Here is a 25,083-nt window from a genome sequence, read left to right as displayed (position 1 = left end):
TCTTTCCCGGCGGACGTGGCCCGCATGGTCACCGAGCAGGACCGCCGGGTTATCGCGAGCGGCATGCCGATGTTCCTCGAGGAGCATCTGCTCGAAGTCGGCGAAGGCCGCGACCGCGTCGTCAATTCACGCAAAATGCTGATCGCGGATGGCGACGGGAATCCGCAATACTTGGTTGGCGTGATCGAGGACGTCACGGAGCGCGTCACCACCCGGCAGCGCATCAGCCATCTCGCGCATCATGACGTGCTGACTGACCTGCCGAACCGCAGCGCCTCCAATGCGGCGCTCGCCGAGCGGTTGAAGCGGGCGGGGGAGGCGGCGACCAGTTTTGCCGTGCTGAGCCTCGATCTCGACCGCTTCAAGGAGGTCAACGACGTGTTCGGTCACCCCGTCGGCGACCTGCTGATGCGAGCGGCGGCTGACCGACTTGCCACGGAAGCCGAAGGCGCCTTCGTCGCCCGCATCGGCGGCGACGAGTTCGTGGTCTTGATGCCCGAGGACGCGCGCCGTGAGGACGTTCTGGTGCTGGCTGAACGCCTGGTCGAGACGATCGGCAGGGAGCTGGAGGTCGACGACTATCTCTCCAACGTAGGCCTCAGCATCGGCATCGCGTTCTGCAGTCGTTCCCGTTCGACAAGATCAAGCTCGAGGTTCCAGGCGTCCGCCAGCGCTATTTGGAACTTGGGCCTGACGACCAAGTTCAAGTGCGGGGGCGCAGCAAATCTTTTGCACAACCGCCATCGACCTGACGCAAATCAGGGCAATAACCCTAGCAAGCGAGGGAGGGTCTCATGGAGAACGTACGTCGCTACCGGGCGCTGGCGTCCCTCTGTCGCCAGCAGGCGGCCTATCGGCCGCTCCAGAATTGGGAACTGCTCGGCCGAGCCGAACATTTCGAACATCTCGCCGAAATCGAGCTGAAGGCGCATTTCGACGCCTGCAATGTGCAACGCGACAAGGACGCCGCCGCGCCCACGACATGGGAAACTCCCGTCGCGGCGTGATGGCGCCATCCGGCACGGCTCAATGCGACATCAGCGTCGGGACCGTCATGGCATCCAGCATGGCGCGGGTGACGCCGCCGAGAACGCGCTCCTGCAACCGCGAGTGGCCGTACCCGCCCATCACCAGGAGATCGAGACTCTCGTCCGCCGCCAGTGACAGGATGGTCGGTTGAATGTCGGCGCGCGTTGCCGAGAGGGCGACCGTGCGGGTCGACAGTCCGCGCCGGCGGAGATGTTTTGTCAGACTGTTCGCTGACGCTTCGTTGGAGGCGGCGTCGGTCTCGTTGATGGTGATGATCACGATTTCTGCGGCGCGCGCCAGGAACGGTGCTGCGTCGCGCACCGCGCGGGCAGCGAGGCGGCTGCCATCCCAGCAGATGCCGATCCGGTTTGCCTTGAAGGCTCCACGGAAGGTGTAGGGCAGGAACAGGACCGGGCCGCCCGCCTGGAACAGGATCTCGCGTGGCATGTCGTTGTCGAACGAGCCTTGCGTCGGATCAGGCTGAAGCACGACGCTGAGGTCGTGCAGTCGCGCCATCTCGCCGAGCGAGCCGGCTGCATCCGCCGGGATCGCGCCGAGTGCGTGGCTGGCGTAGGAGATGCCGGCGTTCGCCGCCTCGCTCTTGAACACCGCGAGCGCGGCCTCGGCCCGCTCCACGGCGCGCTCGCGTTCCAGTTCGAACACGGCCGCCACCGCGGCGCCGCCTTCCATCACGTAAGCTGCACTGGTTGCGACATAGCCGACCGCGACCGCGTCGAGATGCGCGTTGAGTTTCGCCGCGAGCGAGATCGAGCCGTCGATCGCCGAACGCATGGGACGTTCGGTGGGAATGTGGACGAGAATGTCTTTGTACATGGCGCGCCTCCAGTGGACATCATCCGGTGGTTGCAGTTTTTCACTGCGCGAAGGACCCGTGTTGAGCTGCATCAAACGGCTGCTTGCTGCGCCTGCTCCCCCATTCTTTGCCGAGATTTAATCGGGTGGACGGGACGCCGTAAGGTAGCAACGACCATGTTGAGGGCAAGGCGACACCAGCTCAACATGGACATTTCGACATGAACGATCGCATCAATTCCAACATTACCACGTCTCGCAAGATCTTGCGGCCGCGCCGGCTCGTGCTGCTCGGCACCGTGGCCGCGCTCGGCGTGGCCGCCCTGTCAGTTGCCCCAGGCACTTCGCCGTTCGGGATGAACTCCTTCATTGCGCCGGCTCAAGCTGCGGAAGCCGTCGCAACACCGCCGGGCTTCGGCGATCTGGTCAGCAAGGTCAAACCCGCGGTGATCTCGGTGCGGGTCAAGATCGACCGGGACAACGACAAGAGCGCGATGCTGCAGCAGAACCGGATGGACCAGGACGAGGCTTCTCCGTTCGACCAGTTCTCGCGGGAGTTCGGCTTCCGCTTCCCGGGTGGCACGAACGGCGTGCCGCACCGCCACCAGGTCATCACCGGCGAAGGCTCCGGCTTCTTCATCTCCGCTGACGGCTATGCCGTGACCAACAACCACGTCGTCGACCATGCCGAGTCCGTCCAGGTGACGACCGATGACGGCACCATCTACACCGCAAAAGTGGTCGGCACCGATCCGAAGACCGACCTTGCCCTGATCAAGGTCGACGGCAAGAAGGACTTTCCGTTCGTCAAGTTCTCCGACCAGAAGCCGCGCATCGGCGACTGGGTGGTCGCGGTCGGCAACCCCTTCGGTCTTGGCGGCACTGTGACCGCCGGCATCGTCTCGGCCAGCGGCCGGGATATCGGCAACGGTCCCTATGACGACTTCATCCAGATCGATGCGCCCATCAACAAGGGCAATTCCGGCGGGCCGGCTTTCGACATGAACGGCAACGTCATCGGCGTGAACACTGCGATCTTCTCGCCCTCGGGCGGCTCGGTCGGTATCGGCTTTGACATTCCGGCTTCGACCGCCAAGCTCGTCGTCGCGCAGTTGAAGGAGAAGGGCGCGGTGACGCGCGGCTGGCTCGGCGTTCAGGTGCAGCCGGTGACGGCCGAGATCGCCGACAGCCTCGGCCTGAAGCAGGCGCGCGGCGCCATCGTCGACAATCCGCAGGACGGCAGCCCGGCGGCCAAGGCCGGCATCGAAGCGGGCGACGTCATCACCGCCGTCAATGGCACCACGATCAAGGACTCCCGCGATCTCGCCCGCACCATCGCCACCTTGGCGCCGGGCACGTCCGTGAAGCTCGATATCTTCCGCAAGGGCGACAGCAAAACGGTGACCCTGACGCTCGGCGAGCTGCCGAACGAACAGCAGGCCGCGAACAAGGCCGATGACGGCAAGATGCAGCCGAGCGCCGGTACGCCGCGCCTCGGGCTTGGTCTGGCTCCAGCCGGCGAGGTGCAGGGCGCCGGCCAGAAGGGCCTCGTCGTCACCGAGGTTGACCCGCAAGGGCCGGCGGCGCAGCGCGGCATCCAGACCGGTGACGTCATCCTCAATGTCGGCGGCAAGGCGGTCAGCAATGTCGGCGAGATGCGTTCGGAGCTGGCGCAGGCCAAAGCGTCGGGCAAGCGCAGCGTTCTGTTGCAGGTCAGAAGCGCGGATGCCACCCGCTTCGTCGCGGTGCCGCTCGCGTAAGGCGAAGCTCGACCGGCGCAAGTCCAGAAAGGCGGCCCTCGGGCCGCCTTTCGCATACGCAATCAAGCTCGCCAAGGCCCGATAACATTCTCGTTAACGGCAGGGACGATGACCCGGTGCGTCCGAAAAAGCCGTGTTCACTGGTCACAGTTCCTCGGTGCCTCTGTGCTCTGCTGCGACGTAGCCGCGGGGCCCAGTTGCAAGCCTGGAACTTCGAACCTTCCCGGCGCCTTGTGGAACTGGCCGGTGGTTCACATTTGATCGGTGCCGACATGGATCGATTGAAGCTCTCGCTGAGGAGTGCGCTGCTCCTGGCGCCATTGGTGCTCTGGCACGGAAACGCGCTCGGGCGCGACGACGGCCGCTACGCCGACTCGCCCCTCAAGCCCTGGTTCGACAGCCTGCGCAGCCATCTGGGTCCGTGCTGCTCGGATGCGGATGGGGTCGCCGTTGCCGATCCAGACTGGGAGTCGCACAACGGGCGTTACCGGGTGCGTCTCGATGGACAGTGGATCGAGGTGCCGGACGAAGCCGTCATCACCGAGCCGAACCGTGCAGGCCGCACCATGGTGTGGCCGGTGAAGACTGCGTTCGGGATTTCGATCCGCTGCTTCATGCCGGGGAGCATGATCTGAGACTGATCAGCGTCAGCGCTTGCTGGATTTGCGCTTCGACGACTTCTTCGACGACGTCCTGGAGGTCTTCTTGGCGCTCTTGCGCTTCGACGCCTTCTTCGGGACCTTCTTGCCCTTCTTGCGTGCCTTCGACAGTCCGATTGCGATCGCTTGCTTGCGGCTCTTCACGCGGCCGCCGCGTCCCCCACGGCCGCTCTTCGCGGTGCCCTTCTTGTAGCGCCGCATCTCGCTTTCGACATCGCCGCCGGCGCTGCGTGAGTAACGGCGTTTCTTTGCCTTGCGTGCCATGCATGTTCTCCCTTGGCCGAAGAAAAACCATTCGGCACGGCCATGGTTCCGGGAGCGCCTATGCAATGTTCCAAACGCGAACCGCTGCCTAGAAGGAATTCGCCAGCTCTATCTCCGCTTCGAGGGCCTGGATGCGCCGTGCGGCCTCGCTAAAGGACAGATCCCGTGCGTATTGGGCGGGTTGATAGGCCTCTTCACTCAGCCGTTTCAGCCTGAGGCCCTGCGCTCGCGTCATCTGCTCGCTCAGGAAAGCCCTGGCATCGTATTGACCTTGAACCTGCATGTCTCTCCTCCTCTCGCCTCCGTCCAGAAATCGTGACGTGACTATATGTTCTTATTTTGTTCTAACAAGGCATGGACAACAGAATTAATGAAATTCGACGTAAAATCAGAGCCTTGAGGCTTGAGATGGCCGACGTCGAGGCGTCGGTGCGCGACCTCGTCGAGCGCGATCACGACTGCACAGAAAGGGCCCTGGCGCAGATGGATCTGCGCCGGAAAATCAACCTCCTGATCGACGAATGGAGGGCGGCTGGTGGCAGCGACGTTCTGCCCGATGTCCGCGACCGGGTGCGCCTTCGTCCCGTGAAGCCAGTCGGCAATCCCGTCCACGCAATCGGACGCCGCTGAGATCTTTGGAAGCGTATGGCGGAGGAAGAGCAGGACCCATACCGGATCTCGCAACTGCCCGTCGAACCGCGATGGCGTTGAGCGTGCGTCCCGGGTGCCGGAAGCGCGTGGATGCCGGATCCTGACAGCTCGGAGCGTCGAGCAAGGGCCCCGCAGTGGCGGAGCCCTCCATGGATTACGGGGAGCGCCTATTTGGTGTTGGTCATGCCGCCTTTGTTCGTCATGGTGCCGCCCTGATCGGACCCGGGACCAGAGCCGCCTTGGCCGGAAGGATCCGCGCCCCGGGTAGACTTGGTATTGGCGCCGGTGGTCTGCGACGATGACATCGAGGATCCGTGCTTGGCCTTATGCGACTTCGCCTGGGCGGCGAACGGCGCGGCGGCTAGGCCGGTTGCCAACATTACGGCGAGAGCGAGCTTGGTCGTCTTCATGCGGGAAACTCCCTGAGTTGAATTGACGCAGGCAGCCAACCGCTATTCGCCGCAGGAGTTCCCAACAAAGCATTTCCACGCGTCACGCACGCTTCAAGATTGCTTGTCCTCTGCGAGGATGAACACGACGCCAGTGAGCGTTGCGCCGATCGCGAACGTCGTCACCAAGGTGAGGACGAAGACCACAACGGCTTGGCTTCCGCCGTTATTGAGCAGGTTGGCCACGGCCCGATTGGACAGGACGAGCGCGAGGCTGAAGATGAGGCCGAGGGCTGCGCCCATCATCGCATGCGTCATCAGCTTGATAAGGCCGCTGGCAGAGATCAGCTCAGACGACTTCTTGGTGCGCATGGGACTGAATCCCGAACTGGCATGCCAACGCACGCGCAATTCCCGGGTTCCAGCCGATCGAACGAATTTGTCGTCACTCGCTTCATCCGACGTTCATGCCGGGCTTGCGAGGATGGGTGTCATCAAAACGGGAATATCGATATGGGTAAGGTAGTCTTTCTTTACCGCTCGCTGGCCTATCGTAGCGCGGCCGTGGACATCTTGCGCAAAGCCCGCAGGCTGCCGCGCGGAGCAGAGCGAAATGCGGCACGCCGCTACGCCAGGGCGTTGCGCGATCTCGCCCGAACGGAGGCCTGGCTGGAAGGACGGGTCGCGCGCGAACCGCGGATGGCCCGGCGGGTGACGAGCGCAGCGTCCGGTTAGCCGGATGCGCGCTGCAATTCGGCGGAGCCAGCGGTATCGAATTTGCCGGGTGCGCTGGTCGCCGTCTTGCGTGTCAACGGCACCTCCAGGCGGCACAACAGGCCTTCGGCTCGCCAATCGAACTGCGCCTGTCCGCCAAGCTGGGACTCGATGCTCGCAAGCAGGCTCCGCGTGCCGAAGCCGCGCGATTTCGGTGTCATGACCAGCGGACCGCCCGACTCCTCCCAACACAGCGTGAGCAGTTCGTCCTCGACCTGCCAATCGATCGCGAGCCGTCCCGATCGGGTCGAGAGCGCGCCATACTTTGCCGAGTTGGTGAAGAGCTCATGCAGTGCGAGTGCCAGCGTCTGGGCCGTTGCCGGCATCAACTGAACTTCGGGACCTGCCAATCTGATCTGGTCGCCGAGCGAATAGGGCGCAAGCTCCTCGTCGATCAACTTGGAGAGCTCAGCGCCCTGCCAACTCGACAGCGACAGGATGGTATGCACGCGCGCCAGTGCATTGATGCGCCCCTCCACCGCGTTGACATAGGCCTTGACCTCGTCGGCCCGCGTGAGGCGCACGATCGACTGCGCCAGCGCCAGCGCATTCTTGGCGCGGTGATCGACTTCCCGCGCGAGGAGGTTCTGCCGCTCTTCGGCGCGCTTGCGTTCTGTGATGTCGACGGTGACGCCGCTGACGCGCACCACGCGCCCGCTCTCGTCGACCGTCGCGGCCGCCGTGCCGACGCACCAGCGCACCTCGCCGTCGGGCCGCACGATGCGGAACTCTGTTTCATAGGCGCGCGTGCCCTTGTTGAATTCGGCGATCGCTTTGCGCAATTGATCGACGTCATCGGGGTGCAACAGCGCCTGAACGTTGGCCGGATTGACCTCGAAGCTCTCCGGGCTGACGCCGAAGATGCGGTATTGCCCCTCGTCCCACATCCAGTCGCCGCTGATCCAGTCCCAGTCCCAGGACCCCATCTTGCCGGCAGCGATCGCCATGCTGCGCCGCTGCTCACTCTCGCGCAGCTTCGCGGTGGAGCTCTCCAGTTCCGCGGTGCGTGCGCGGACGCGGTCCTCCAGCTCATGATTCAGCCGTTCGAGCTCGCGCGTCTTGCGGTAGAGCTCGGCAAACACCTTGATCTTGGCGCGCAGCACTTCCGGCACGACCGGTACCGGGACGTAATCGACCGCGCCCATCTCGTAGCCGCGCAACCGGTCGATGTCGCTGACCTGGATGGCCGAGATGAAGATCATCGCGGTCTTCTGGAAGCGCGGATGCTCGCGGATCATCGCGGCGAGCTCGAAGCCATCGAGCTCGGGCATGCAGACGTCGACCAGGATCACCGCGATCTCGGTCTTGAGCAGAACCTCCAGCGCCTCGCGCCCCGAGGAGGCGATCACGAGGTTCTCGCCGAGATCCTTCAGAATCACCTCATAGGCGAGCAGCTTGGCGGGCTGATCGTCGACGAGGAGGATGTTGACCTTTTCGTGGTCCATTCGCGGATCCAACTCAGCGGTGCAGCCACATGCGGATCGCAAGCAGCAATTGGTCGGTGTTGACGGGCTTGGCGAGGTAGTCGGACGCGCCGGCTTCGAGGCACTTCTCGCGGTCGCCCTTCATCGCCTTGGCGGTCAATGCGATGATCGGAACACGGGCGAAGGCCGGGTTCTCGCGGATCACGCCGATGGTCTGATAGCCATCCATCTGCGGCATCATGATGTCCATCAGCACGATCGCGATCTCCGGATTGGATTCGACCAGTGTTACCGCCTCGCTGCCGGTCGTCGCCGTCAGGACCTTCATGCCGCGTCGTTCCAGCACGCTCGACAGGGCGAAGATGTTGCGGGCGTCGTCGTCGACGAGCAGTGCGGTCTTGCCGATCAGGTCCTCGTCGGAACTGTTCAGCTTCTCCAGCATACGCTGCTTCTCGATCGGCAGTTCCGTGATCACGCGGTGCAGGAACAGCGCGGTCTCGTCGAGCAGGCGTTCCGGCGACTCCACCCCCTTGACCACGATGCTGCGTGCCATGGTGTGGAGCTCGGCATCCTCTTCCGCCGACAGCTCGCGTCCGGTGAACACCACGACCGGAATGTTCGACAGCGTCTCGTCATTGCGGATCTGATCAAGCACCTCGAATCCGCTCATGTCGGGCAGCCGCAGGTCGAGCACCACGCAATCGCAGGGCTGCTCGCGCAGCGTCGAGAGCGCGCCGGCCCCGGTATCCGCGGCCAGGATCTCGATGTCGTCGTGGTGCAGGAGCTCGCGGATCGAGAGCTGCTCGGCCTCGTTGTCCTCGACTATCAGCAGCCGCTTGCGCCGCGGCCGCGCATATTCCTTGATCTGCGTCAGTGCGGCCGATACGCCCTCGGTGGTCGTCGGCTTGTTGACGAATGAGAACGCGCCGCGTGCCAGCGCATGCTGGCGGTCCTCGTCGAGCGTAATGATCTGCACGGGGATGTGGCGGGTGAGCGGATTGTGCTTGAGCTGGCTCAGCACGGTCCAGCCGAGCATGTCGGGCAGGAACACGTCGAGCGAGACGGCCGTCGGCTGGTACTGCTTGGCCAGATCCAGGGCCTCGGCGCCCCGGGCAGCGACCAAGACCTTGAAGCCCTTGTCACGGGCCAGATCGACCAGCACACGGGCATAATGCGGGTCGTCCTCGACGATCAGGAGGATGGTGTCGCCAGGCTCGAGGTTAAGCCGGTCGTCGGGAAGCTGCTCGATGACGCGCTGCTGGTCAGGCACGGCCGGCTGTAGTGCCGGCGGCTGGCTGTATTGCTGTGACGCCGGCGCGGCTCGCGACGCGAGCGTCGGGCCGGAATATTTCAACGGCAGATACAGCGTGAAAGACGAGCCCTTGCCCGGCGCGCTGCGCAGGTGGATCTCGCCTCCGAGCAGGCTCGCGAGCTCGCGGCTGATCGCGAGCCCGAGTCCGGTGCCGCCATATTTTCGGCTGGTGCCGGCGTCCGCCTGCTGGAATGCCTCGAAGATCAGCTTCTGCTTCTCCAGGGGAATGCCGATGCCGGTATCGGACACTTCGAAGGCGATCACGGCCGGCGCGGAGTTCAGCACCGGGTGGTCGATCCCCCAGCCGCCGACCGCGCCGGCGACCTTCAGGCGCACTTCGCCTTCGGCGGTGAACTTGAAGGCGTTGGAGAGCAGGTTCTTCAGGACCTGCTGCAGGCGCTTGGAATCGGTGACGATGCTGCGTGGCAGGTTCGGATCGACATCGATCTTGAACGACAGATTGCGGTTGTCTGCCTCGTGCCGGAACGGCCGGCCGACGGTCTCGAGCAGGTTCGCGGTCAGGATCTCCTCGGCGTCGACCGTCACCGTGCCGGACTCGATCTTGGAGAGATCGAGAATGTCGCTGATGAGGTTGAGCAGGTCGGTGCCGGCGCCATGGATGGTGCGGGCGAATTCGACCTGTTTGGCAGAGAGGTTGCCGTCGGGGTTGTCGCTCAGCTGCTGTCCGAGGATCAGGATCGAATTCAGCGGTGTGCGCAGCTCGTGGCTCATATTGGCGAGGAATTCGGACTTGTATTTCGAGGTCAGCGCGAGCTCGGTCGCCTTCTCCTCGAGCGCGCGGCGGGCCTGCTCGATCTCCTGGTTCTTGCGTTCGACCTCGACATTGCGCTCGGCGAGCTGCTGCGCCTTCTGCTCGAGCTGGTCGTTGGTCTGCTGCAATTCGCGCTGCTGGGTCTGCAACTCGCCGGCGAGCTGCTGCGACTGCTTCAGCAGACCTTCCGTCTGCATCGTCGCTTCGATCGAATTGAGCACGATGCCGATGGAGTCGGTGAGCTGCTCCAGGAACGTCATTTGCGAGGTCGTGAAGGAGGTGAGCGAGGCGAGCTCGATCACGGCCTTGACCTGGCCTTCGAACAGAACCGGCAGCACGACGAGGTTCTTCGGGGCGACACGGAACAATGCGGAATTGATCGGCACCACGTCCGTCGGAATGTCCGCAACGACCCGCGGGCGCCTGTCGAGCGCGCACTGGCCGATCAGGCCCTCGCCGAACTGCAGCACGCGTTGATAGGGAAAGACGCCGTCGCTGGCGTAAGAGGCGAGCAGCAGGAGCTGCGGGTTGTTCTCGTTCTCGACCTGGTAGATCACGCCGGTATGCGCGTTCACCAGCGGCGACAATTCGGTAAGCAGCAGACGGCCGACGGTGGTGAGGTCGCGCTGGCCCTGGAGCATGTTGGTGAATTTCGCCAGGTTCGTCTTCAGCCAATCCTGCTCGGTGTTCAGCTCGGTCGTGAGCCGCAGGTTGGTGATCATCGTGTTGATGTTGTCCTTGAGCTCCGCGACCTCGCCGCGGGCATCGACCTGGATCGAGCGCGTCAGGTCGCCCTTGGTCACGGCGGTGGCCACTTCCGCGATGGCGCGCACCTGTGAGGTGAGGTTGGCCGCCAGAAGGTTCACGTTGCCGGTGAGATCCTTCCAGGTGCCGGCTGCGCCGGGCACGTTGGCCTGGCCGCCGAGCCGGCCTTCGACGCCGACCTCGCGCGCCACCGACGTCACCTGATCGGCGAAGGTCGCGAGCGTCTCGGTCATGTTGTTGATGGTCTCGGCGAGCGCCGCGACCTCGCCCTTCGATTTCACAGTGAGGTTCTGCTTGAGGTCGCCGTTGGCGACGGCGGTCACCACCTTGACGATGCCGCGCACCTGCTCGGTCAGGTTCGCCGCCATGAAGTTGACGGTGTCGGTGAGATCCTTCCATGTGCCGGCGACGCCGGGCACCTGTGCCTGGCCGCCCAGCTTGCCCTCGGTGCCGACCTCGCGGGCCACGCGCGTCACTTCGCCGGCGAAGGCGTTGAGCTGGTCCACCATGGTGTTGATGGTGTTCTTCAGCTCGAGGATCTCGCCCTTCACGTCGACGGTGATCTTGCGGGAGAGGTCGCCGCGCGCGACCGCCGTGGTCACTTCGGCGATGTTGCGGACCTGCGTGGTGAGGTTCGCAGCCAGGAGGTTGACGTTGTCGGTGAGGTCCTTCCAGGTGCCGCCGACGCCGGGCACGACGGCCTGACCGCCGAGCCGTCCCTCGGTGCCGACCTCGCGCGCGACACGCGTGACTTCGGCGGCGAAGGAGCGGAGCTGCTCGACCATCGTGTTCAGCGTGTCCTTCAAGAGAAGGATCTCGCCGCGCACGTCCACCGTGATCTTCTTCGAGAGGTCGCCGCCGGCGATGGCGGTCGCGACCTCGGCGATGTTGCGGACCTGGGCCGTCAGGTTGGAGGCCATGAAGTTGACGTTGTCGGTGAGGTCCTTCCAGGTGCCGGCAACGCCGGGCACCTCGGCCTGACCGCCGAGCTTGCCTTCGGTGCCGACCTCGCGGGCGACACGCGTGACTTCACCGGCGAAGCCGTTGAGCTGGTCCACCATTGTGTTGATGGTGTTCTTCAGTTCGAGGATTTCCCCCTTCACGTCGACGGTGATCTTGCGGGACAAGTCGCCGCGCGCCACGGCGGTCGTCACTTCGGCGATGTTGCGGACCTGGGCGGTGAGGTTGCCCGCCATCGAGTTCACGCTGTCGGTGAGGTCCTTCCATGTGCCGGCGACGCCGGGCACGTTGGCCTGACCGCCGAGACGGCCTTCGGTGCCGACCTCGCGCGCGACACGCGTGACCTCGCCCGCGAAGCGGTTGAGCTGGTCGACCATCGTGTTCAGCGTGTCCTTGAGCTGAAGGATCTCGCCGCGCACGTCCACAGTGATCTTGCGGGACAGGTCACCACCGGCGATCGCGGTCGCGACTTCGGCGATGTTGCGCACCTGGGCGGTCAGATTGCCCGCCATCGAGTTCACGGAGTCGGTCAAATCCTTCCATGTGCCGGCGACGCCGGGCACGTCGGCCTGGCCGCCGAGCTTGCCGTCGGTGCCGACCTCGCGGGCGACGCGCGTGACTTCGCCGGCGAAGGCGTTGAGCTGGTCGACCATGGTGTTGAGCGTTTCCTTCAGCTGAAGGATCTCGCCCGACACGTTCACCGTGATCTTCTTGGACAAGTCGCCCTTCGCCACCGCCGTCGCGACCTCGGCAATGTTGCGGACCTGACCGGTCAGGTTGGAGGCCATCGAGTTGACGCTGTCGGTGAGGTCCTTCCAGGTGCCGCCGACGCCGCGCACGACGGCCTGGCCGCCGAGCTTGCCTTCGGTGCCGACCTCGCGGGCGACGCGCGTGACTTCGCCGGCGAAGGCGTTGAGCTGGTCCACCATGGTGTTGATGGTGTCTTTCAGCTCCAGAATTTCGCCGCGCACGTCCACGGTGATCTTCTTCGACAGGTCGCCGCCGGCGACCGCCGTCGTCACCTCCGCGATGTTGCGGACCTGCGCGGTCAGGTTCGAGGCCATCGAGTTGACGCTCTCGGTCAGGTCCTTCCAGGTGCCGGCAACGCCGAGCACGTTGGCCTGGCCGCCGAGCCGGCCCTCGGTACCGACCTCGCGGGCGACGCGCGTCACTTCGCCGGCGAAGGCGTTGAGCTGGTCGACCATGGTGTTGAGCGTCTCCTTCAGCTGAAGGATCTCGCCCGACACGTTCACCGTGATCTTCTTCGAGAGGTCGCCGCTTGCGATGGCGGTGGCGACGTCGGCGATGTTGCGGACCTGCGCGGTCAGGTTCGAGGCCATGAAATTGACGTTGTCGGTGAGGTCCTTCCAGGTGCCGGCGACGCCCGGCACCTGGGCCTGGCCGCCGAGCTTGCCTTCAGTGCCGACCTCGCGCGCCACGCGCGTCACTTCCGAGGCGAACGAGTTGAGCTGGTCCACCATCGTGTTGATGGTGTCCTTCAGCTCCAGGATCTCGCCGCGCACATCCACCGTGATCTTGCGTGACAGGTCGCCGCGCGCCACGGCGGTGGTGACGTTGGCGATGTTGCGCACCTGCGCGGTCAGATTGCCGCACATCGCGTTGACGGAGTCGGTGAGGTCCTTCCATGTGCCGGCGACGCCGGGCACGATCGCCTGGCCGCCGAGCTTGCCGTCGGTGCCGACCTCACGCGCCACGCGCGTCACTTCGGAGGCGAACGAGCGGAGCTGGTCCACCATCGTGTTGATGGCTTCCTTGAGCTGAAGGATCTCGCCGCGGACGTCGACCGTGATCTTCTTGGAAAGGTCGCCGTTCGCGACCGCAATCGTCACCTCGGCGATGTTGCGAACCTGGTTGGTCAGGTTGTTCGCCATCGAGTTGACGCTTTCGGTCAGGTCCTTCCAGACGCCGGTCACCTCGGGCACCTGGGCCTGACCGCCGAGCTTGCCCTCGGTGCCGACCTCGCGCGCGACGCGCGTCACCTCGGAGGTGAACACGCCGAGCTGCTTGATCATGGTGTTGACGATGGTCGCCGACTGCAAAAACTCGCCGCCGAGCGGACGGCCATCGACGTCGAGCTTGACGGTCTGGAGTAGGTCACCTTGTGCGACGGCGGCGACCGCGCGAGTCACCTCGCGCGTTGGCCACAAGAGGTCGTCGATCAGCGTGTTGACCGAACCTTCCATGTCGGCCCACGAGCCTGAGGCGAGGCCGAACTTCACGCGCTGGCGGGTCTTGCCTTCGCGCCCCACCACCTGGCCGACCAGCTCGAGCTGCTGCGCCATGCGCTGGTTGGCGGCGATGATTTCGTTGAGAGTGTCGGCAATCTTGCCGTCGATGCCGAGATAGTCGCCGCTCATCCGCACCGAAAAGTCACCGCTGCGCATCGCCTGCAAGGCGAGCAACAGCTCCGCCCGGGAATCCGGCTCCGACGTACCGTTGGTTCTTGGCTTTGGGACGCGACGACCGGAGCGTGATGCAGTTCCGGGATCGAGGTCGCTCATATGATTCCCCCGCAGGCGTCGGCCGAATCCGCGGCAAGACGCGTCTGGTCGAAATGAAAATAGAGCGTCAGCCAAATTCGAAATCAAGCACCAAGGTGCGGCGCTAGGAAATGGAACCCGCTTTGCTCAGCCCGGCCAAGATAACGATGATCATCCGAATTGGTTCCACACCACTTGGAAGGAAAATGCGTCGGGCGCCCGTCGCTCTGCTGGACCATTCGGCATTCCCTGTTCGGAACGGAGCGCCGCGCCCCACGGTTAGCTCACAACGACCAGGAGAACAGAAATGAAAGCAGGATTTGCCGCCATCGCTGTCATCGTGTTTGCCGCGGGATCGGCTTTGGCGCAGGGCGGTGCGCCCAGCGGGCGCGGAGCCGCGACCGGCGACCCCGCCGCAAGCTCCGCCAACCCGCGGGCGGAAACGCCGACCACCGGGACGGCCGGCCGGTCGAATCCGAGCGGCAGCGGCACGTCATCTTCGGGCGGCAAGGACGACAATGGCGATGCGGGTTTGGACAAGATGCCCGAGAGCGACCGCACCGTGCGACAGCAGAGCCAGCAACATCATCCGAACGACAAGTAGCGGCGGCTATTTGTCCGCCATGGTGCGCTCCGCGTCCCTGACCTGCGAACGCAGCATCGGGAGCTGTTCGCGCGCGAACGCTGCGAGCGCCGCATTGTCGGGCGCCTTCAGATAGCGTTCAAGCAGGCTGATGATCGATTCGTACTCGGGAATCTGCGCGGCATAGAAGCTTCTGACGTAGGTTGGACCATCCGACATTTCGGGCTCGACGAGGCTCGCGGTCGAGGATGTCGCCCTGCCGATGTGCGGCTCCGCGCCGATTGCCTCCTGGATCTCCTTCAGACTCTTGTCGCGCTTGGCCGCTTCCTCGGCGCGCAGGGCGGCGAGATTCTTGACCTCCGCATTGCCCTTGAGGTCGGTGTTCTCAAGCAGACCCTGTTGAAATCGGCTGAAATTGTAGACGCCGCTGATAACCTCGACGGCGGTCGGCTGCCGTTCGCCAGGCTTTCGCTCGCCGGTACTGTCGCCAAGTGCCGCGGTGCTGATGAATGCAAGGATGATCGCGGTAACGACTCGCATCGATGTTAATGACGAGCGGCGCGCCGAGTTCCCTGAGTATTACGATCCGGTAACCGGGTTGCGATGCGAGAGTTCCGTCCCCACGTCGTTCACATGAAACAGTCTGACATCTTCAGGGATAACGCCGATAACTGTCTTCAGCTTGCCGAGCGAGCCGAGGGGAAGCCCGCCCATAAGCGCTATTCGCGCATGGCCGAGGCCTGGACGGCGCTCGCGAACGAGCAGGATTGGCTCGACGGCGAGATTCCGCCCCTTCCGCTCCACACTGCTGCTCCGAAGCAAGACGTGTGAAATCTGCATGTGAGATCGCTCACGGAAGGCAAGCAACTGATTTGGGATGATCCGGGAACTGTCGATCGCGTCGATTTCCAGTTTTCAGAAGGAGGTTTTGACGATGGCTCCACATCTGGCTCTTCTTTCCCTCATTCTCGCCTTTGGCGTCTCGGTCGCCTTCGCGACGGTGACGACGCTACGGCAGGTGCATCTCGAGAACGCATCCACTACCGTTCACGCGACGCGCAGCTAATTTTGTATCGGAACATTCGACGCCGCAGTGCGTAAGCGCTCTGAGACACCAGGAGAAGCGAGAGCCCATCATGGCCCATTCCGACCATGGCATCGTCAAGGACAAGCGTGCGGAGGAGCAGCCGCGTGACAAGCGGCGTGCACAGTCCGTGCACAAGACGGATCCGAAAGGTTCGCCCTCGCGTGAAGCGACGCGCGATCCCAAGCTGAACGACGATAGCAAGACGCCAGGATCCGGCGTGATGCCGGACGGCTCCAGCGACGCGACAGGCTAGTTCCCACCGGAACGAATTCCCGCGGGAAGAGTCGACGGATTGCTTCCGGTTGTCATGCCCCCGGTGCGCCGGAAGCAATCTCCAAGGACGGTCCTGGCACTCCCGTGCCGGGGCCGTTTGCTTATGGACCGAGTCAGCTGCCGCTCTCTGGATCCCCCTGAGTATGTCCGTCAGGCCCGCGGCCGAACACGCCGAAGCTGCTTGACTTCACACCGGCGGCGGCATCAACGCCCGCAGCGGCCAGTCCGAACTTGAGGAGTTCGCGGACCGCTGCCGCCCGCGTCGGCATGCGGTGTTTGAACCGGAAATCGTCGATGGCGGCCAACTCTTCCGGCGATAGCATGACCTGAAGGCGCTCGGCGCGAAGGTCGTTCATGGCGATCACGCAAATTGAGTAGGTTGAGTAGTTTACTCAACGAACCAACTTGGAGGGGGTTCCTCTAGAGCCAGAAATGTCTCCAACTGAGTAGAAATGCGTTGCAAATCAATGAGTTGTGTTTGAAACCTATTTTGCCATACCGCATTCTTCCCAAAAGGGAGAGAGGCCATGACGGATGAAGTCAGGCTACCTCGCAAGCTTTCCGAAGAGCCCGAAGCATCCGAGCCGGTGCGGCCAAGCCATCAGAAGGTCATCGATCAGGTCGAGCGCTGGGCCAACAGCCCGGGGCTCCAGCCGCCGCAATCGCAGAGTTCGAAGGAGCCGAAAGCGAGCTAAGGCTTCACGAAGCGAGAGCGCTTTGCCGATGGTGAGCGGGCTGGTCGGTGCGACCTGCGCGTGACACGAAGCTTACGCCTGACCCACCAAGCCGACACGGAAACGCTTGCCCAAACCCCCAACGCCGCAATGAAAGCGAATGCGATGCTTGCGCCGACGGTGGCATGGAAGATGGCGGCGAACGCCGCGAGGCCGATGCTGCCGAGCGCCGCACCTGCGGCATCGAGCGCCGCGGCCTTCTGTCCGCGGCGCCGTCCGCTCAGGCCGGCCTTCTCCTTGGCGTGACGCTCGTGGCTTTCGATCAGCGTCGCGCTGGCACAGAAGATTGCCGGAAGTGCAAGAAAGAGCCCGCCGACAGAAACACCGAATTGCGAGCCGATGGCTCCGGCGAGCACCGTCGCGCAGCCGCCGAGCACGAAGCGAATGGCGTATTCGTACCATCGCGTCTCTTTCAGCGCCGATGACGACAGCTTAACCAGCATCAGGCGGCACCTCCCAAGCCGGCGAGCAGACCGAAGGCGACCACGAGCCATACGACGAAAGCGAGGATCGTGGCGGGGAGCGCGCCGAGACGGAACCTCATCAACAGGTGGCAGACGACGAGGCTGTAGCAGGCGAGCGCGATGGCGCCATAGATCATCGTCCAGCTCTCGGCGGCGGCATATTGCGGGCCGTGCTGGACCACGGCGATGCCGAGGGTGGCCAGCGCGACCGACGGCGCCGCGCCGAGCAGCCCGGCAAAGCTTTTTGGCCGCAGCATGTCGCCGAAGATTGCGAAGACGGATACGATCAGACCGCCGGCAACGAAGCGCACGAGATATTCCGTCATGGCCGTCCCCGCGAGGCTTCGGACGGCTGCTGCCGTGACTTCGCCAGCGTGAACGGCCTGAACAGTCGCTCCACGACGATGCCGAGCGTGAATCCTGCCACCACGTCGCTGGTCCAGTGCGCGAGCAGCGCCACGCGCGTCAACGACAGCGCTACGGCCAGCGAACGTGCCAAGCGGCGGGAGGCCGGAGGCAACAGGCCGGCGGCTGAGGCAAGGGCACCCATATGCACAGCGTGACCTGAGGGAAACGCGTCGCGGGGACGCCCCGAATAAGGAACACCGCGCCAGTGGCCGCTCACCGTCAGCCGGTCCGGCCTCGTCTGATCGAACAAGGTTTTCAAGACATGCGGTAATACGGCCGTCACCAGCGAAACCATCAGGACGTGATCGGCAACGGGACGCTGCTGCGGATGCCGGAGGCGGGTGTAGAGCCATCCCGCCGCAGCGAGCGCGACCAGCACGTGCTCGTCGGCGCCCCAGGTCATTGCTTGGGCGGCGTGCTCGAGGTCTGAATTGGTGTTCTGTGCGATCTCGTTCGCGACCGCCGTATCGATCCGGGTGGGTTTGACTGTTACGAGCGCCATCGGTCCGCCGGCGAGATGTCCTCCATGACGATTTTGTAAAGCCCGTAGATAAAGAAGGTTCCTGAGTTCCGACCGCGGGCATCGGCCCACCGGTGCGTCCTGTCCTTCTGATCAACGCGATCACCTCCTGCGCATCCGGCTCCTCAGCCGGCAGATAGTTGATGCCGACATGGGCGCCTTCGCGCGCATAGGCGATCGCGGCGGCGCGGCCCATGCCCGAAATCCCCGCCGGTGATCAGCGCCTTGCGGCCGGCAGCTGGAGCCCTTGTAGCTGGTCTCGCACGACGAAGGACGCCGGCCGGGCCGGCGTCCTCGTTGGATAGCGACTGAGGAGCCTATTTGGATTGACCGACGCTCGGCGCCTTGCCGAGCTCCTTGGCCATGTCGAGATGGTGCTTGAGTGCCGGCAGGGTCTTGCCGGCCCAATCCTTCAGCGCAGCATTGTCGCCGCCCTTGGCGTAGCGTTCGAACAGCGACACGGCGTCTTCATGGGCGCTGACCTGGTAGGAGTTGTAGTCCGAGCTGAAATCCTTGCCGGTCGCGCCTTTGAGCTTGTCGAGCTTGCTTTGGTGCGAGCTGTCGAGTGCCGTCGGCAGCGTCGCCTGGACCTTGCCGTTGCCGACCAGTCCCTTCAGCTCGCCGCTGGTCTTGGTGTGATCGGTCACCATCTGCTGCGCGAAGGATTTCTCCTGCGCATTGCCCTTCTGCTCGGCGAGCTTGCTCGACTCGATCTCGAACATGTCGCTGATGGCGACCTCCTTGACGAAGTCGGTTGTGGTCGGCGCGACCCCGAACGCCGAGTTGACGCCGGTCTTCTCGCCCAGCGATTGGGCCAATGCGGGGCTTGCCAGAAGCACGCAAGCAACGGCAACGGCGGTTCGTTTCATGATCCGATCCCTCCAATTGGTCGTGCGGCCACTTGCCGCGTCATGTTGCGCCGATCAACACGTCGCGAAGGCCGAGGTTCCTAACGGACTAGTCCGTGGGATTCCGGCCGGTCCGCGGATTGATGGGATCTGTCGGCTTGCGTCGAAGCCGCTCGGGCAGAAACGGCTCGGCCGGCGTGGCGGTTGCGTCGGCCCGTACGTCGGCATGACGCTGCGCCCGCTCATGCGGCGTCCGGTTGTCGTTGAAATGCCACTTCACGTCGACGCCGTCGACGGGGTCGTTGACGCCGTGCTGGATATCGCGGAAGTCACTCATGGTTCGCCTCATTGCTTTCCCGGCAGGATCGATTCGAGCACCTGCCGCGCTGCTCCCTTGATCATCCCGCTTTCGTTCGGATCGCCCTTCATCAGGGCGAGTGAAAAATTCCTTGCTTGCTGGAGCGTGATATGCGGCGGCAGCGGCGGCACCTCGGGATCGGTTTTCACTTCCAGCACGACGGGGATCTCGCTCGACAGCGCTTGCTCCCAGGCTGAGCCGAGCAGCTGTGGGCTATCGACGAAGATGCCGCGCAGGCCGATCAGATCGGCGAAGCGCGAATAGGAGACGTCAGGAATGCGCTGCGAAGCCTCGAACTTGGGATCACCGTTGATGATGCGCTGCTCCCAAGTGACCTGATTGAGGTCCTCGTTGTTGAAGACGCAGACGATGAAGCGCGGGTCCTTCCAATCGCGCCAGTACTTGGCAGCGGTGATCAGCTCGGCCATGTTGTTCATCTGCATGGCGCCGTCGCCGACGAGTGCAATCACGGGACGATCCGGACGGGCGTATTTGGCCGCGAGCGCGTAAGGCACCGCAGCGCCCATCGAGGCGAGGCCGCCGGAGAGCGAGGCCGCCATGCCGCGCCGCATCTTGAGGTCCCGTGCGAACCAGTTGGCGCAGGAGCCGGAATCGCTGGTGATGATGGCGTGGTCGGGCAGGCGGGGCGACAATTCCCAGGCGACGAGCTGTGGATTGACCGGCGCCGCGTGCTGATGCGCGCGGTCACCCAAGGTCTTCCACCATCTCGCAACGTCCTCTTCGATAGCTCTGCGCCAGCCGTCGTCGGCTTTGGGCTGGAGTCGCGGCAACAATGCGCGCAGCGTCTCGGCGGCGTCTCCGACGAGGCCGACCTCCATGGGAAAGCGGATCGACATCATGCTGGCATCGATGTCGATCTGCACGCCGCGCGCCGCTCCTTCCTTGGGCAGGAATTCGGCGTAAGGAAAGGCCGAGCCCACCATCAGCAGCGTATCGCATTCCATCATCATGTTGTAGCTGGGCTCGGTGCCGAGCAGGCCGATCGAGCCGGTGACCCATGGCAGGTCGTCGGGCAGCGCGGCCTTGCCGAGCAGTGCCTTGGCGCAGCCGGCCGACAGCCGGTCGGCGACCGCGATGACTTCGTCGGTCGCGTGAAGCGCGCCCGCGCCGACGAGCATCGCGACCTTCTTGCCGGAGTTGAGCACCTGCGCGGCGCGGTCGAGATCCGCCTCATGCGGCGTGATGCTGGGTGCGCTATAGCCGATGCCGGAATGCAGCGTGCCGTGTGCGCGGGGTGGATTCTCGTAAGCCTCTTCCTGCAGGTCGTTGGGCAGGATGATCACGGTCGGGGTCCGCCGCGCCAGCGCAATGCGCACCGCACGATCGATCAGGTGTCGCACTTGCGCGGGCGAGGATGCCTGCATGACGTACGCACCGGCGACGTCCTTGAACATCGAGAGAAGATCGAGTTCCTGCTGATAGTGCCCGCCGAGGGCGTTGCGCGACTGCTGGCCGACAATCGCCAGCACCGGCTGGTGATCGAGCAGCGCATCGTAGAGCCCGGTGACGAGATGGGAGGCGCCGGGGCCGGAGGTCGCAATGCAGACGCCGAGCTCGCCCGAGAACTTTGCGTAAGCGGTCGCCATGAATGCCGCCATCTCCTCATGCCGCGCCTGCACGAACCCGATCCTGCCTTCGGCCCGGTTCATTGCACCGAACACGCCGTTGATGCCGTCGCCGGGATAGCCAAAGATGTGGCGTACGCCCCATTGATGCAGACGCTGGACGATGAAGTCGGAGACGGTCTGGGACATTGCGTGTGGCCCTTGGTTCGCGGGTGCATGAAACTCAGAGAACCGCTCGTTTCGTGCGATGTTCCTGACCCGCTTAGGGAACATGCACCGGAACGATCGCGTGCCTCTCCGGTTGGTTTTGCACGTGGCTGAGTGGAGAATTTTCGATGCTGAAACAAAACGAACTGGAGCGCAGTGAGACGGGCCGTTTGATCGGCAGCGACAAGGTCGAGGGAACATCGGTCTATGGCGCCGATCGCAACCGGATCGGTTCAATCGAACGCGTGATGATCGACAAGATCAGTGGCCAGGTGTCATACGCCGTGCTCGGCTTTGGTGGATTCCTGGGACTCGGCAACGACCATTACCCATTGCCTTGGCAGTCGTTGAAATACGACACCGAGCTTGGCGGTTATGTCACCGGCATCACCACCAAGGAGTTGGAGGGGGCGCCGAAATACGGCGCGCGAAGCGATTGGAACTGGAGTGACGACGCCGCGGTACGCGGCATCAACTCCTACTACGGCGTTCCCTTCGTTTGAGATTTGAGGGAAAGGGAGATCGATGAGCAAGGAACGGCCCAATGACGATCCCCGGCAGCAGAACGACTGGGGCTCGCACCGGCAGACGGACAAGCCCTGGAAGGGCAATCCCGAGAAGGAGCAGGGCTCCGACGATGTGAAGCCCGATCTCGAGAAGTGGCACAAGACCAAGACGCACTGAGCCGAGTGCGCCACATTGACACTTCAGGCAAGCGCGGCGCGGAGAGTGCCGCGCTTGTGTTTTGAGCGGTGCAATCACGAATGGTGGTGAGCTTCTTCAAAGCCGGAACCATGCCTCGGCGCCGCGGTTGAGCTCGCGGCGCGCGAGCTGCTCTTCTCTGCTCTCCCGCCGGTTTAGTCCGAAAGAAAGGTGTTCATCGTGGATGCTCAGACACGGCAGCGTGATCCGTTCGCGGAGCAGCCGCAGAGGGCGAACGAAGCGCCAAAAGCCTCCCCCGATCAGTCCCGCGACGCCGACGGCCAGAAGCCGGCGAAGACACCGTCGCTGCGCGATCGGCCTCGTGAGCACTGGCTGCTGGCGACCGTCGGCACCGTCGTGCTGGTCGCGGCCCTGGTCGGCGGCCTGCTCTATTGGCTCGAGGTCCGCCACTACGAGTCCACCGACGACGCCTTCGTCGCGGCGCGCAGCTTTTCCGTGGCCTCGAAGGTCGGCGGCTACGTGATCGACGTGCCGGTCACCGACAACCAGCATGTCAATGGCGGCGATCTGCTGGCGAAGATCGACGATCGCGACTACCGGATCGCGGTCGATCAGGCCACTGCGCAGGTTGAAGTCTCCAAGGCAAACATCGCCAACGTCGAGGCGCAGATCGTCTCCCAGGAGGAGCAGATCAAGCAGGCCCAGGCGCAGCTCGAGCAGGCGCAGGCCCAGCTCCAGTTCGCGCAAGAGGAGTTCAACCGCGCAGAAGATCTCGTCGAGAAGGGGGCCGGCACCGTGCAGCGCCAGCAGCAGACCCGCTCAGACCTTCAGGCGCAGCAGGCCAACACCGAGCGCGCCAAGACCGCGGTAACGACTGCGCAGGTCGGAATCAAGACGCTGCAGGCCCAGCTCGAAGGCGCCAAGGCGCAGCTCGAACAGTCGCAGGCGCAGCTCGATCAGGCGAAGCTGAATCTGCAATACACCAGCGTCGTCGCGGCCCAGTCCGGCCGCGTGGTGAAGCTGTCGGGCGCCAAGGGCACATTCGTCACGGCCGGCCAGAGCCTGATGATGTTCGTGCCCGACGAGGTCTGGGTCGTCGCCAACTACAAGGAGACGCAGCTCAACGACATGCGTCCGGGCCAGCCGGTCGAGATCCGCATCGATGCCTATCCCGGCCGCAAGCTGACCGGCCACGTCGATTCCGTGCAACCGGGCTCGGGCACCGCGTTCAGCCTGCTGCCGGCGGAGAACGCCACCGGCAATTACGTCAAGGTGGTGCAGCGCGTGCCTGTGAAGATCGTGGTCGACAACTGGCCGGCCGATCTGCCCGTTGGTCCCGGCATGTCGGTCGTGCCCTGGACCAGGGTGCGATGACGGATGTTACGCAAGTCGGGACCGCCGGCTGGTCGCCGGAGCGCTCGGCGGCCGGTGGGCACAATCCCTATCTGATCGCCTTCGTGGTCTCGATCGCGACCTTCATGGAGGTGCTTGACACCACCATCGCCAACGTCGCATTGCGCCACATCGCCGGCGGCCTCGCGGTCGGGATCGACGAGAGCACCTATGTCATCACCAGCTATCTCGTTGCCAATGCCGTCGTGCTCTCAATCTCGGGTTGGCTGTCGACCGTGATGGGGCGCAAGCGCTTCTACATGATCTGCGTCGCGACCTTCTCGGTGGCCTCGCTGTTGTGCGGACTTGCCTGGAGTTTGCAGTCGCTGGTGCTGTTTCGCATCCTTCAAGGCCTCGGCGGCGGCGGCATGGCCACCAGCGAGCAGGCGATCCTTGCCGACTCGTTTCCGCCGCAAAAACGCGGCCAGGCGTTTGCGATCTATGGCGTCGCCGTCGTGGTCGCCCCAGTGATCGGCCCGACGCTCGGCGGCTGGATCACCGACACCTATTCCTGGCATTGGGTGTTCCTGATCAACGTGCCGATGGGTCTGATCTCGCTGTTCCTCGTCGGCACGCTGGTCAAGGAGCCGTCGGGCGCGGAAGAGGAGAGGGCGGAGCTGCTGAGCAGAGGCCTGCGCGTCGACTACATCGGCTTCCTGCTGGTCGCGATCGGGCTCGGCGCGCTCGAATTCGTGCTTGACGAAGGTCAGCGCAATGATTGGTTCGGATCGAACATGATCCTGTTCTTTGCCCTTCTTGCCGCCTTCTGCCTGCTCGCATTGATCCCGTGGGAGTTGATGCGGGATGATCCGATCGTCGACATCCGCCTGATCGGCAGGCGCCAGTTCGGGTCCTGTTTCCTGGTCATGCTCGGCACATTTGCGGTGCTGATCTCAACGACGCAGCTATTGCCGCAGCTTTTGCAGACGGAGCTGGGCTATACAGCCATGCTTGCAGGATTGGTGCTGTCGCCGAGCGGCGTCGTGACGATGATGTTGATGCCGGTGGCGGGACGACTAGTCACGATAGTGCAGCCCAAATATCTGATCATGTTCGGCGCTGCGACTGCCGCACTTTCCATGTGGCATCTGACCGGGCTTACCGGGGAGATCACCTACGGCTATGCCGCGTTGGCGCGAATCTATCTCGCGGTCGCTCTTCCGTTCCTGTTCCTTCCGGTGACGACGGCATCCTATGACGGCTTGCCACCCGAGAAGACCAACCAGGCCTCCGCCCTAATCAATGTCGCGCGCAATATCGGCGGCTCGATGGGGGTTGCGCTGGCGCAGACGCTCCTAGCTCAGCGCCAGCAATTCCATCAGAGCCGCCTGATCGAGCACGCCGCGCCTTCGGATCTCGGCTATCAGCAGACCATCGACGCAATGACGCGCTACTTCCAGGCCCAGGGCTCCAATGCGAGCGATGCGGCGTCACAGGCGATCGCCTGGGTCGGGCGCACCTTGCAGCAGCAGGTCGATCTGCTCGCCTATGTCGACGTGTTCTGGACGCTCGCGATCGTCGCTGTACTGATGATTCCCACGGCGGCGGTGTTGCGCCCGATCGATCTGAGGGCGCCAGTGCGAGGGCACTAGGTCGTTCCAAGACCTGCTTCCCTCCGCCCCGGCCCCGCATGCACGTGCACCTGCTTGGCATGCAGCACCTCCGCATTCCGAGCACACCATCACGGGATCGAACAGCTTGCCGCAGCTCTTGTCCAGCGGTCGCCGACCACGGCGACGGTGCGGGAGAGCGAGCGGGGCTCTTCGTCCAGCGTGTCCCATTTCATGATGGGGTTCTCGCAAGTAGTCAGTCTGAAAAAAGGAACTAACTTGAGCTGTCAGGGATACTTTCACGTAAACTTGGCATTCGGTTGCCACTTCTATTTTA

At 64.0% G+C, this 25,083-nt stretch carries 29 protein-coding genes and 3 pseudogenes; 15 read left to right on the top strand and 17 right to left on the bottom strand.

Annotated elements, in window-relative coordinates:
- Window positions 1-24: 24 nt before the first annotated feature.
- Together P6U27_RS27265 and P6U27_RS27260 are read left to right on the top strand one after the other, a co-directional pair.
- Window positions 25-576 (top strand): annotated as a pseudogene (locus P6U27_RS27265) (diguanylate cyclase domain-containing protein); the annotation flags it as partial.
- 218 nt (window positions 577-794) lie between these two features.
- Window positions 795-1,007: a hypothetical protein gene (locus P6U27_RS27260; protein ID WP_122404736.1), complete on the top strand. Its 213-nt coding sequence runs from the start codon at window positions 795-797 to the stop codon at window positions 1,005-1,007.
- Window positions 1,008-1,026: 19 nt separating this feature from the next.
- Here the strand turns inward: P6U27_RS27260 and P6U27_RS27255 are convergent, their stop codons facing one another.
- Window positions 1,027-1,863, bottom strand: coding sequence for a universal stress protein (locus P6U27_RS27255; protein ID WP_162500396.1), 837 nt, complete (start codon window positions 1,861-1,863; stop codon window positions 1,027-1,029).
- Window positions 1,864-2,063: 200 nt separating this feature from the next.
- Here P6U27_RS27255 and P6U27_RS27250 point away from each other — a divergent pair, with 200 nt between their 5' ends.
- Both P6U27_RS27250 and P6U27_RS27245 read left to right on the top strand, forming a co-directional pair.
- On the top strand, window positions 2,064-3,602 hold the full coding sequence (locus tag P6U27_RS27250) for a Do family serine endopeptidase (RefSeq protein WP_129143909.1): 1,539 nt from the start codon (window positions 2,064-2,066) through the stop codon (window positions 3,600-3,602).
- A gap of 272 nt (window positions 3,603-3,874) precedes the next feature.
- The gene (locus P6U27_RS27245) at window positions 3,875-4,237 is read left to right on the top strand and encodes a hypothetical protein (RefSeq protein ID WP_122406814.1); all 363 of its coding nucleotides are present in this window, start codon (window positions 3,875-3,877) and stop codon (window positions 4,235-4,237) included.
- Window positions 4,238-4,249: 12 nt separating this feature from the next.
- On the opposite strand, the gene P6U27_RS27240 is transcribed toward P6U27_RS27245, so the two are convergent.
- Both P6U27_RS27240 and P6U27_RS27235 read right to left on the bottom strand, forming a co-directional pair.
- Window positions 4,250-4,525 (bottom strand): DUF6496 domain-containing protein, encoded by a 276-nt coding sequence (locus P6U27_RS27240; RefSeq protein WP_122404733.1) that lies wholly within the window; start codon window positions 4,523-4,525, stop codon window positions 4,250-4,252.
- Between the two features lie 88 nt (window positions 4,526-4,613).
- The gene (locus P6U27_RS27235) at window positions 4,614-4,808 is read right to left on the bottom strand and encodes a DUF3072 domain-containing protein (RefSeq protein ID WP_122404732.1); all 195 of its coding nucleotides are present in this window, start codon (window positions 4,806-4,808) and stop codon (window positions 4,614-4,616) included.
- 125 nt (window positions 4,809-4,933) lie between these two features.
- Between P6U27_RS27235 and P6U27_RS27230 the strand changes: the two genes are divergently transcribed.
- Entirely contained in the window at window positions 4,934-5,155 is a 222-nt protein-coding gene (locus P6U27_RS27230; protein WP_122404731.1) for a hypothetical protein, read from the top strand.
- A gap of 188 nt (window positions 5,156-5,343) precedes the next feature.
- On the opposite strand, the gene P6U27_RS27225 is transcribed toward P6U27_RS27230, so the two are convergent.
- A complete protein-coding gene (locus P6U27_RS27225) occupies window positions 5,344-5,586 on the bottom strand; it encodes a hypothetical protein (protein WP_122404730.1) in 243 nt (80 codons plus the stop codon).
- 93 nt (window positions 5,587-5,679) lie between these two features.
- Window positions 5,680-5,937: a hypothetical protein gene (locus P6U27_RS27220; RefSeq protein WP_129143908.1), complete on the bottom strand. Its 258-nt coding sequence runs from the start codon at window positions 5,935-5,937 to the stop codon at window positions 5,680-5,682.
- Between the two features lie 141 nt (window positions 5,938-6,078).
- Here P6U27_RS27220 and P6U27_RS27215 point away from each other — a divergent pair, with 141 nt between their 5' ends.
- Window positions 6,079-6,300, top strand: coding sequence for a hypothetical protein (locus tag P6U27_RS27215; protein WP_122404728.1), 222 nt, complete (start codon window positions 6,079-6,081; stop codon window positions 6,298-6,300).
- On the opposite strand, the gene P6U27_RS27210 is transcribed toward P6U27_RS27215, so the two are convergent.
- Together P6U27_RS27210 and P6U27_RS27205 are read right to left on the bottom strand one after the other, a co-directional pair.
- Entirely contained in the window at window positions 6,297-7,784 is a 1,488-nt protein-coding gene (locus P6U27_RS27210; RefSeq protein ID WP_122404727.1) for an HWE histidine kinase domain-containing protein, read from the bottom strand. The genes P6U27_RS27215 and P6U27_RS27210 overlap by 4 nt on opposite strands.
- 13 nt (window positions 7,785-7,797) lie before the next feature.
- Complete coding sequence (locus tag P6U27_RS27205) at window positions 7,798-14,094, bottom strand: HAMP domain-containing protein (protein ID WP_129143907.1); 6,297 nt, start codon at window positions 14,092-14,094, stop codon at window positions 7,798-7,800.
- Window positions 14,095-14,380: 286 nt separating this feature from the next.
- On the opposite strand from P6U27_RS27205, the gene P6U27_RS27200 reads away from it, so the two are divergent.
- On the top strand, window positions 14,381-14,677 hold the full coding sequence (locus P6U27_RS27200) for a hypothetical protein (RefSeq protein WP_122404725.1): 297 nt from the start codon (window positions 14,381-14,383) through the stop codon (window positions 14,675-14,677).
- Window positions 14,678-14,683: 6 nt separating this feature from the next.
- On the opposite strand, the gene P6U27_RS27195 is transcribed toward P6U27_RS27200, so the two are convergent.
- Complete coding sequence (locus tag P6U27_RS27195; RefSeq protein ID WP_129143906.1) at window positions 14,684-15,196, bottom strand: DUF4142 domain-containing protein; 513 nt, start codon at window positions 15,194-15,196, stop codon at window positions 14,684-14,686.
- A gap of 93 nt (window positions 15,197-15,289) precedes the next feature.
- Between P6U27_RS27195 and P6U27_RS27190 the strand changes: the two genes are divergently transcribed.
- The 3 genes from P6U27_RS27190 to P6U27_RS27180 all read left to right on the top strand — a co-directional run bounded on the left by P6U27_RS27190 (window position 15,290) and on the right by P6U27_RS27180 (window position 15,996).
- Window positions 15,290-15,487 carry a hypothetical protein gene (locus P6U27_RS27190; RefSeq protein WP_122406813.1) on the top strand — a complete coding sequence of 66 codons (198 nt, stop codon included), beginning with the start codon at window positions 15,290-15,292 and terminating at the stop codon, window positions 15,485-15,487.
- Between the two features lie 46 nt (window positions 15,488-15,533).
- Window positions 15,534-15,722 carry a hypothetical protein gene (locus P6U27_RS27185; RefSeq protein WP_407192842.1) on the top strand — a complete coding sequence of 63 codons (189 nt, stop codon included), beginning with the start codon at window positions 15,534-15,536 and terminating at the stop codon, window positions 15,720-15,722.
- A 70-nt stretch (window positions 15,723-15,792) separates the two neighbouring features.
- Window positions 15,793-15,996, top strand: a complete 204-nt coding sequence (locus P6U27_RS27180; RefSeq protein WP_091892474.1) for a hypothetical protein — start codon at window positions 15,793-15,795, stop codon at window positions 15,994-15,996.
- Between the two features lie 133 nt (window positions 15,997-16,129).
- Here P6U27_RS27180 and P6U27_RS27175 read toward each other — a convergent pair whose 3' ends face one another.
- On the bottom strand, window positions 16,130-16,372 hold the full coding sequence (locus P6U27_RS27175) for a hypothetical protein (protein WP_160118869.1): 243 nt from the start codon (window positions 16,370-16,372) through the stop codon (window positions 16,130-16,132).
- Window positions 16,373-16,543: 171 nt separating this feature from the next.
- Here P6U27_RS27175 and P6U27_RS27170 point away from each other — a divergent pair, with 171 nt between their 5' ends.
- Entirely contained in the window at window positions 16,544-16,711 is a 168-nt protein-coding gene (locus tag P6U27_RS27170; protein WP_164936955.1) for a hypothetical protein, read from the top strand.
- On the opposite strand, the gene P6U27_RS27165 is transcribed toward P6U27_RS27170, so the two are convergent.
- From P6U27_RS27165 to P6U27_RS27135, 7 genes and pseudogenes are all read right to left on the bottom strand, one after another.
- Window positions 16,708-17,193 carry a hypothetical protein gene (locus tag P6U27_RS27165; protein WP_122404721.1) on the bottom strand — a complete coding sequence of 162 codons (486 nt, stop codon included), beginning with the start codon at window positions 17,191-17,193 and terminating at the stop codon, window positions 16,708-16,710. The genes P6U27_RS27170 and P6U27_RS27165 overlap by 4 nt on opposite strands.
- A complete protein-coding gene (locus P6U27_RS27160) occupies window positions 17,193-17,540 on the bottom strand; it encodes a DUF3147 family protein (protein ID WP_129143933.1) in 348 nt (115 codons plus the stop codon). Before P6U27_RS27160 ends, P6U27_RS27165 begins: the two co-directional genes overlap by 1 nt.
- Entirely contained in the window at window positions 17,537-18,124 is a 588-nt protein-coding gene (locus tag P6U27_RS27155) for a phosphatase PAP2 family protein (protein ID WP_129143904.1), read from the bottom strand. Before P6U27_RS27155 ends, P6U27_RS27160 begins: the two co-directional genes overlap by 4 nt.
- 76 nt (window positions 18,125-18,200) lie before the next feature.
- Window positions 18,201-18,418: pseudogene (locus P6U27_RS27150) on the bottom strand (NAD(P)-dependent oxidoreductase); the annotation flags it as partial.
- A gap of 41 nt (window positions 18,419-18,459) precedes the next feature.
- Entirely contained in the window at window positions 18,460-19,011 is a 552-nt protein-coding gene (locus tag P6U27_RS27145) for a DUF4142 domain-containing protein (RefSeq protein WP_129143903.1), read from the bottom strand.
- Between the two features lie 88 nt (window positions 19,012-19,099).
- On the bottom strand, window positions 19,100-19,327 hold the full coding sequence (locus P6U27_RS27140) for a hypothetical protein (protein ID WP_027570944.1): 228 nt from the start codon (window positions 19,325-19,327) through the stop codon (window positions 19,100-19,102).
- Window positions 19,328-19,335: 8 nt separating this feature from the next.
- Window positions 19,336-21,123, bottom strand: coding sequence for a thiamine pyrophosphate-requiring protein (locus tag P6U27_RS27135; protein WP_129143902.1), 1,788 nt, complete (start codon window positions 21,121-21,123; stop codon window positions 19,336-19,338).
- A 146-nt stretch (window positions 21,124-21,269) separates the two neighbouring features.
- Between P6U27_RS27135 and P6U27_RS27130 the strand changes: the two genes are divergently transcribed.
- The 4 genes from P6U27_RS27130 to P6U27_RS27115 all read left to right on the top strand — a co-directional run bounded on the left by P6U27_RS27130 (window position 21,270) and on the right by P6U27_RS27115 (window position 24,788).
- Window positions 21,270-21,644 (top strand): PRC-barrel domain-containing protein, encoded by a 375-nt coding sequence (locus P6U27_RS27130; protein ID WP_129143901.1) that lies wholly within the window; start codon window positions 21,270-21,272, stop codon window positions 21,642-21,644.
- 22 nt (window positions 21,645-21,666) lie between these two features.
- A complete protein-coding gene (locus tag P6U27_RS27125; RefSeq protein WP_164936954.1) occupies window positions 21,667-21,825 on the top strand; it encodes a hypothetical protein in 159 nt (52 codons plus the stop codon).
- Between the two features lie 198 nt (window positions 21,826-22,023).
- Entirely contained in the window at window positions 22,024-23,178 is a 1,155-nt protein-coding gene (locus P6U27_RS27120) for an HlyD family secretion protein (protein WP_209294419.1), read from the top strand.
- A complete protein-coding gene (locus tag P6U27_RS27115) occupies window positions 23,175-24,788 on the top strand; it encodes a DHA2 family efflux MFS transporter permease subunit (protein WP_129143899.1) in 1,614 nt (537 codons plus the stop codon). Before P6U27_RS27120 ends, P6U27_RS27115 begins: the two co-directional genes overlap by 4 nt.
- Here the strand turns inward: P6U27_RS27115 and P6U27_RS27110 are convergent.
- Window positions 24,785-24,911, bottom strand: a pseudogene (locus tag P6U27_RS27110) (transcriptional regulator); the annotation flags it as partial. The gene P6U27_RS27115 and the pseudogene P6U27_RS27110 overlap by 4 nt on opposite strands.
- Window positions 24,912-25,083: the final 172 nt, after the last annotated feature.

This window comes from Bradyrhizobium sp. STM 3566 (genome assembly GCF_045571445.1).
GTDB classification, from domain to species: Bacteria; Pseudomonadota; Alphaproteobacteria; order Rhizobiales; family Xanthobacteraceae; genus Bradyrhizobium; species Bradyrhizobium vignae.
This window is presented reverse-complemented; position numbering and strand designations above follow the sequence as displayed.